This window comes from Nocardia testacea NBRC 100365 (assembly GCF_000308775.1).
Lineage (GTDB): Bacteria > Actinomycetota > Actinomycetes > Mycobacteriales > Mycobacteriaceae > Nocardia > Nocardia testacea.
In genome coordinates this window covers 1-4,699 of the sequence record NZ_BAGJ01000054.1, presented here as the reverse complement: position 1 = coordinate 4,699, position 4,699 = coordinate 1, and the positions used below count along the sequence as shown (strand labels likewise).

Sequence of the window (4,699 nt, the reverse complement as noted above, 5' to 3'; positions counted from 1 at the left end):
GGCCCCGGGTCGAGGTGTGGTGGGCCGATCCAGGTCGAGGCGCCGGAGCGGATCGCGGCGCGGGTGGACCGGTTCCTCGCGCAGCCGCAAGGCCGGTGACCGTTAGGCTTCCGGCATGGTACGGGTCCGGCAGATGCACGAATGGAAGGTCGGCGCGGACGAGGCCGTAGCCGTGCAGCAGCGGCTGCGGGACCGGGTGACTGTGGGCGACGAGCACGGCCCGATCCGGCGGGCCGCCGGACTGGACGTCGCCTATCGCGATCCCGATATCGCGATAGGCGTGGTCACCGTGCTGGATGTGGACTCACTGACCGTGGTCGATCATTCGGTCGTCCGGGAACGAATCGAATTCCCCTATATCTCGGGTCTTTTCGCCTTCCGCGAGATACCCCCGCTGACCCGGGCGCTCGAAGCCCTGCGCGTGGAACCCGATGTACTCGTCTGCGACGGTCACGGGCTGGCCCATCCCCGCCGCTTCGGTCTCGCCGCGCATCTGGGTGTGCTCACCGACCTGCCGAGTATCGGTGTCGCGAAGAAATCCGCCGGCGAGTACGACGAGCCCGGTCCGGCCCGCGGTGATTCGAGCCCGGTCACCGTGGACGGGGAGGTCGTCGGCCGCGCCCTGCGCACCCAACCGGAAGTCAAACCACTGTTCGTCTCGGTCGGACATCGCTTCACCCTCGACTCCGCCTGTGCGCTGGTGCTGCGGCTGGCTCCGCGCTACCGGCTGCCGGAGACCACCCGCACGGCCGACCATCTGGGCCGCATCGCCTGGTCCGCGGCCGGGTCCGCACCGGCACGATCATCCGGTGCAGCAGGTCAGACGCGAACCAGGTCGTCGGCGTGGATCACCGGGCGCTGCATACCGTCCGGCAGTTCCCGGGTCGACCGGCCGAGCACCGTCGCGAGTTCGGCGGCATCGTATTCCACGACTCCCCGCGCCACGACCGTGCGATCCGGGCCCACGAGATCCACCACGTCGCCGCCGTGGAAACGGCCGCGCACCCCGACGATTCCGGCGGCGAGCAAGGAACGCCGGGCATTGGCCACGGCCTCGACCGCACCGGAATCGATGAGGATGGCCCCCCGGCTGTCGGCGGCGTGCCGGACCCAGAACCGGCGCGCCGACAACCGCACCGGGCGGGCGGCGAAAGCGGTGCCGACCGTACCGGTCCCGAGCGCTTCGGCGGCCTCAGCGGCCGCGGCCAGCAGGACCGGGACACCGGCGTCCGCGGCCAGCCGCGCGGCCGACAGCTTCGACGCCATCCCGCCGGTGCCGAGTACACCGCCGCTCCCGGCGATCACGCCGTCGAGATCGGCACTGGTACGCACCTCACCGATGAAATTCGCGTCGCCCTTGCGCGGATCACCGTCGTAGAGCCCGGCCACATCGGAGAGCAGGAACAACGCGTCGGCACCCACCAGGTGGGCCACCAGCGCGGCCAGCCGGTCATTGTCGCCGAACCGGATCTCCTCCGTGGCGACGGTATCGTTCTCGTTCACCACCGCCACCGCGCCCAGCGAGCGCAGCCGGTCCAGGGTGCGCTGCGCATTGCGGTGGTGTTCCCGGCGGGCGAAATCGTCGGCACTGAGCAGGATCTGGCCGACGGTGCGGTCGTACCGGGCGAACGAGGTGCCCCAGGCATGGACCAGGGCGAGCTGGCCGACACTGGCCGCGGCCTGCTTGGTCGCGAGATCACGCGGCCGCCGGGTCAGGCCCAGCGGGGCCAGCCCCGCTCCGATCGCCCCGGACGAGACGACGACCACATCGGAACCGGCCCGCATCCGGGCCTCGATGGCATCGGCGAGCCGGTCCAGCCGGGCGATATCGAGTCCACCGGTCAGGCTGGTGAGCGCGGACGAACCGATCTTCACCACCACCCGCCGGGCCCCGGCGATCGCACGCCGGGCGTCACTGAGTTCTGCGGAAACCTGGGTCACGGCCGTGCCCCTGCTCCGTGGTCACCCTGGTTCACCCGCCTACTCCTCGCTTTCCTCGTCCACCAGACCGCGCCGCACCCGCGACGCGTGCTTACGTTCGGCCGCACCGACCCGGTCGGACTGTTCGAGCCGGATATCGGTACCGCGGCCGGTCGGGACCATATCGGTGCCCGCGGCGATCTGCGGTTCCCAGTCGAAGGTCACCTCGCCGATGGTCACCGGCGCGCCCGGTTCCGCACCGAGCCGTACCAGTTCGTCCTCCACCCCGAGCCGGGCCAGGCGGTCGGCGAGGTAACCGACGGCCTCGTCGTTGTCGAACTGGGTCTGACGCACCCAGCGTTCGGGCCGGGTGCCGCGCACGATGAACGCCCCGGGCTCCTCCGGGTCGGCGCGCACGGTGAACCCGGAATCGTCCACCGGCACCGGGCGGATCACCGGCCGCTTCGGGGCGGCGGCGGGGTGCGCGTCGCGGTAGGCCTGCACCAGCTCGGCGAGCGCGAAGGTCAGCTGCCGCAGACCGGAATGGGCGACCGCCGAGATCCGGAACACCGGCCAGCCCCGCTCCCGCAGTTCGGGCGTGACCAGATCCGCGAGCTCCTCCGCCTCGGGCACGTCGACCTTGTTCAGGATCACCACTCGCGGCCGATCCGCGAGATCGCCCAGACTCACGTCACCGCGCAGGGCGGGTTTGTAGGCGGCGAGTTCGGCTTCGAGGGCGTCGATATCGGAAAGCGGATCACGGCCGGGGTCCAGCGTCGCCAGATCCACCACATGCGCCAGTACCGCGCACCGTTCCAGATGCCGGAGGAAGTCCAGGCCGAGGCCCCGCCCCTCGCTGGCACCGGGAATCAGTCCCGGGACGTCGGCGATCGTAAACGTCGTATCGCCCGCGTTCACGACGCCGAGGTTGGGCACCAACGTGGTGAAGGGGTAGTCGGCGATCTTCGGTTTGGCGGCGGACAACACCGAGACCAGCGACGACTTGCCCGCCGACGGGAACCCGACCAGCCCCACATCGGCGACGGATTTGAGTTCGAGGACCACATCGTGGGCCTCCCCCTCCTCGCCGAGCAGCGCGAAACCGGGCGCCTTCCGGGCCCGCGACACCAGGGCCGCGTTACCCAGTCCGCCCCGGCCGCCCTTGGCGACGACGAACCGGTTACCGACCCCGACCAGGTCCATCAGGACCTCTCCATCGGTGTCCAGCACCACGGTGCCGTCCGGGACCTTCAGCAGCAGCTCGCCGCCCTTCTTCCCGTCCCGGTTGCCGCCCTCACCCGGTTTGCCGTTACCGGCCTTTGCGTGCGGATGGAAATGGAAGTCCAGCAGGGTGTGCACATTGGCGTCCACCTCGAGGATCACATCCCCGCCGTTGCCGCCGTTACCACCGTCGGGCCCGCCCAGCGGTTTGAACTTCTCCCGGTGCACCGACGCGCAACCGTGCCCGCCTTTGCCGGCACGGACATGAAGAACGACACGGTCGATGAACTTGGCCATGGCCGGATCATCCTCCTCAGGGGGTTCGGGGGTGGGACGGACACTGCGTTCCAGGGGTGGGGAAAGTCGCAGCGCCCGGGAATGGGCCGGGCCCGGTCGGGGCGGCGGCGCCGAGGGCGGAAACGCGAAAAGCGGGCCGAGGGTTTGTCACCCTGACCCGCTCGCTGTGGTGGAGTCGTCAGCCGGTCAGGCTTCGACCGGCTCCGGGACCACGATATTGACGGTCTTGCGACCCCGCTTGCTACCGAACTCGACGGCACCCGCCTCGAGCGCGAACAGGGTGTCGTCCCCGCCACGGCCGACATTGACGCCGGGGTGGAAGTGGGTGCCGCGCTGCCGCACCAGGATCTCGCCGGCCTTCACGGTCTGCCCGCCGAAACGCTTCACGCCGAGCCGCTTGGAATTGGAATCGCGGCCGTTCCGGGAGCTGGATGCGCCCTTCTTATGTGCCATTGCTGATACTCCTTCAGCGCGGGCCTGCGCGGCCCTGCGGGGTGGTTACTTGATGCCGGTGACCTTCAGGACCGTCAGCGGCTGACGATGGCCCTGGCGCTTGTGGTAGCCGGTCTTGTTCTTGAACTTGTGGATGCGGATCTTCGGGCCCTTGGTCTGCTCGACCACCTCGGCCGACACCGAAACCTTCGCGAGCGCGTCGGCTGCGGTGGTGAGCTCGGCGCCATCGACGACGAGCACCGGCGACAGTGCCACGGAGGTGCCCGGCGCACCCTCGATCTTCTCGACCTTCACCAGGTCACCGACCGCGACCTTGTACTGCTTTCCGCCGGTCTTGACGATCGCGTACGTTGCCATCGGTCGGCTGCCCTTCTTCCTCTAGTGCTCGGCACTCGTTCACACGGTCGTACCTCGGTTTCGCACCGGGGTCCACCGCACGACTGGTCTGGTAATCGCCGCCTCGGCTACTGGTGGCTCTCGGTATCGGGAACCGGCCACGGAAACAGCACATGCTGTCGCCGGGCAGCGACTGCCAAGATTACAGGATGGCGGTACATGCGACCAAACCGGTCCCCGTACGGCGCCCCGCGGACCTGCCGCACCGCCGGACTCGGGCGCCGCGGCACCCCGCCGGCGGGCACCCGGCCCACCCCTGTACCGACGCGCCGGTGCCCGGTCCGCATTTCGCGGGCCGGGCACCGGACGCTCGTTTCAGTTCTGCTCGTCGGCCGGCGGCCCGGACGGGCGACCCGCGGCCCGGCGGCGCGTGCGGCGCACCGGAACCTCGACCTCGGGCTGGTCGGCCGTG

At 70.1% G+C, this 4,699-nt stretch carries 4 protein-coding genes and 1 pseudogene; 1 reads left to right on the top strand and 4 read right to left on the bottom strand.

From position 1 onward, the window contains the following. Positions 1-115: 115 nt before the first annotated feature. A pseudogene (locus ON38_RS34725) lies at positions 116-697 on the top strand (endonuclease V); the annotation flags it as partial. A 122-nt stretch (positions 698-819) separates the two neighbouring features. Here ON38_RS34725 and proB read toward each other — a convergent pair. The 4 genes from proB to rplU all read right to left on the bottom strand — a co-directional run bounded on the left by proB (position 820) and on the right by rplU (position 4,248). Next, the gene (proB, locus tag ON38_RS07015; protein WP_039823347.1) at positions 820-1,941 is read right to left on the bottom strand and encodes a glutamate 5-kinase; all 1,122 of its coding nucleotides are present in this window, start codon (positions 1,939-1,941) and stop codon (positions 820-822) included. Positions 1,942-1,980: 39 nt separating this feature from the next. Then, positions 1,981-3,438 carry a GTPase ObgE gene (obgE, locus tag ON38_RS07010; protein ID WP_039823345.1) on the bottom strand — a complete coding sequence of 486 codons (1,458 nt, stop codon included), beginning with the start codon at positions 3,436-3,438 and terminating at the stop codon, positions 1,981-1,983. A 186-nt stretch (positions 3,439-3,624) separates the two neighbouring features. After that, positions 3,625-3,891, bottom strand: coding sequence for a 50S ribosomal protein L27 (gene rpmA, locus ON38_RS07005; protein WP_039823344.1), 267 nt, complete (start codon positions 3,889-3,891; stop codon positions 3,625-3,627). Between the two features lie 45 nt (positions 3,892-3,936). After that, entirely contained in the window at positions 3,937-4,248 is a 312-nt protein-coding gene (rplU, locus tag ON38_RS07000; RefSeq protein WP_030523233.1) for a 50S ribosomal protein L21, read from the bottom strand. Positions 4,249-4,699 lie beyond the last annotated feature (451 nt).

Bases quoted from the DNA above. Each gene is read 5' to 3' on its own strand.
- obgE (WP_039823345.1), bottom strand. From the start codon at position 3,438: ATGGCCAAGTTCATCGACCGTGTCGTTCTTCATGTCCGTGCCGGCAAA.
- rpmA (WP_039823344.1), bottom strand. From the start codon at position 3,891: ATGGCACATAAGAAGGGCGCATCCAGCTCCCGGAACGGCCGCGATTCC.
- rplU (WP_030523233.1), bottom strand. From the start codon at position 4,248: ATGGCAACGTACGCGATCGTCAAGACCGGCGGAAAGCAGTACAAGGTC.